Origin of the sequence: Candidatus Magnetobacterium casense, from assembly GCF_019173545.1 — a bacterium.
GTDB lineage: Bacteria > Nitrospirota > Thermodesulfovibrionia > Thermodesulfovibrionales > Magnetobacteriaceae > Magnetobacterium > Magnetobacterium cryptolimnobacter.
The window spans coordinates 1-1,874 of record NZ_JABXWD010000545.1; the positions used below are offsets into that span (position 1 = coordinate 1).

The window sequence follows — 1,874 nt, forward strand, 5'->3', positions numbered from 1 at the left end:
TCTACAAATAAGCTGAGTATACAGTGTGAGCAAGGCATAATGGGGTCAAGGGGGCTGGCCCCCTTGCGGGAGGGGTCTGAGGGGAGGGCGGAGCCGCTCCCCTTCTTTCTTGTCTTTGCTTCTATGCCTCCAGGGTCATGGCCATCTTTAGCGCCCCTTTTGCGGTGGTGTTGAGTGGGTCTCTGGCTATCCGTACCTCGGAGATATCTATGGGCATGTTGCTCCTTCTGAGGCCTTCGTCAAAGCGCTCCTTAAATCCCTTGGGCATGGCAGTGCCGCCGCTGAGGACTATGGGGATGGGGGCCGATATCTTGGGGATGTTCTCCGAGGACGAGATCACCTGTCTGAGGGTCTCAACCAGCGTACTGATGAGGTCCATGTAGTAGACGTGCAGGGCGGTTTCCATCCTGTTTTTGGGCAGCACTGACAGGTCAAGGGTCTCCTCTTTTGTAACCTTTATCTTGGTTGCCGGTTCGCCTATCTCACGGCTGACCATTGCATCTATGTAGTCGCCACCCTTCTGTATGCTGAAGGTAATGACCGGCACGGACAAGTATGACAGGCAGACGTTGCACATACCCCCTCCCAGGCTGATCCCGATACCCGTAAAGTTATCCTCCCCAAGCTCTTCCATGACAATGGCCAGGGCCTCGTTGATGGAGATCGGTGTGTATCCCAGACTTGCAAGGTACATCTTTATGATCGACTCGTAGCCTGCCACAACTGCGGGGTTATCCACGGGTACACCGGGCATACTGAAGCATATGTATTCACCGAAGTTCTTTGGCTTTTTGACAATCGTGCTTATTATCGCCTGGATGATCGTTATGCCGTCGTCTTCCTTTGAGCTGAGAAGGCCCTTCTCCATCGGTCTGCGGGTGTTTTCGTTGAACATGTTGGCAAAACTCTCCGCCGAGTATCCGATGACATAGTAGAGCTTGTTCTTCTCGACAAACAGGACATTGTTCTGCGTCAGTATCTTCTTGGTAAACTTGGATTGCACGACGGGGAAGAAGGCGTTGAGTTGCTTTGCAATGTACAGGTCGCCTCCCTTGCTCTGTGCCATGACGATGTTGCTGGTGCCAAGGTCAAGCCCCACCGGCCCCCTGGGACTCTCCGCTTCGGTTGAGACCGGTCTTGAGGGTTCGGGGGTTGATACCCTTGAGGGTTCGGGTGCCCTCTGTTGAGGCGGCAAAATTGGCGGCTCCTCTCTGGGGACGTAGGCAGGTGGTTCAGCCACCACGGGCCTCTCCTGTTGGACAGGCCTCACCTCTGTCTGCCTGCCGCCCTCCATATCCTTTATACGATCCCTTAGCATCTTAAGCTCGTCCTGAAACCTGTTTGACTCGTCCGCCATAGTAGCCTCCTAAAAATTCTTACATGTCATAACTCATGTTATGCAAAAAGCATTACTAAAGCATTACTAAAGCATTACTAAAGCATTACTAAAGCATTACTAAATATGTATTATACATTAACGGCATGTCTTTTTGCAAGAAAAATTTCCTTGACATCGGTCTCACAATATGTTTATACTCCATACAGTAGATTTTGAACGTGTTGTAAGAATAAAAGGTAAATATTATGTACGGAAAAGTAGCGATAGAGAATTTATTTGGAGGTATAGGACAATGACTCCTAAGGATATTATGTCATCCGGTGTGGACGTGTTGAATGAGACGTTGCTTTATTCGGTGGCGTCGGTTGAGTACAGTGGCCTGGTGTCGTACAGTTATTTAAGGCGTGGGGCGGACCTGGCAGGTCCATCGTGGAACTATGTCGCCGAAGGGTCGGTTAAGTACGTTGCCACGCCGGTTGCACAGTCGTTTAAGTACGTTGCCACGCCGGTTGCACAGTCGTTTAAGTATGTAGCC

At 50.7% G+C, this 1,874-nt stretch carries 2 protein-coding genes; one reads left to right on the top strand and one right to left on the bottom strand.

Going from position 1 to position 1,874, the window contains the following annotated elements; translation table 11 throughout:
- Positions 1-121: 121 nt before the first annotated feature.
- Complete coding sequence (locus tag HWQ67_RS17385; RefSeq protein WP_218253960.1) at positions 122-1,357, bottom strand: hypothetical protein; 1,236 nt, start codon at positions 1,355-1,357, stop codon at positions 122-124.
- Positions 1,358-1,631: 274 nt separating this feature from the next.
- Between HWQ67_RS17385 and HWQ67_RS17390 the strand changes: the two genes are divergently transcribed.
- On the top strand, positions 1,632-1,874 hold a 243-nt coding region (locus HWQ67_RS17390), incomplete at its 3' end, for a hypothetical protein (protein WP_218253961.1).

Coding starts and splice junctions, on each gene's coding strand:
- HWQ67_RS17385 (WP_218253960.1), bottom strand. CDS start 1,357: ATGGCGGACGAGTCAAACAGGTTTCAGGACGAGCTTAAGATGCTAAGG.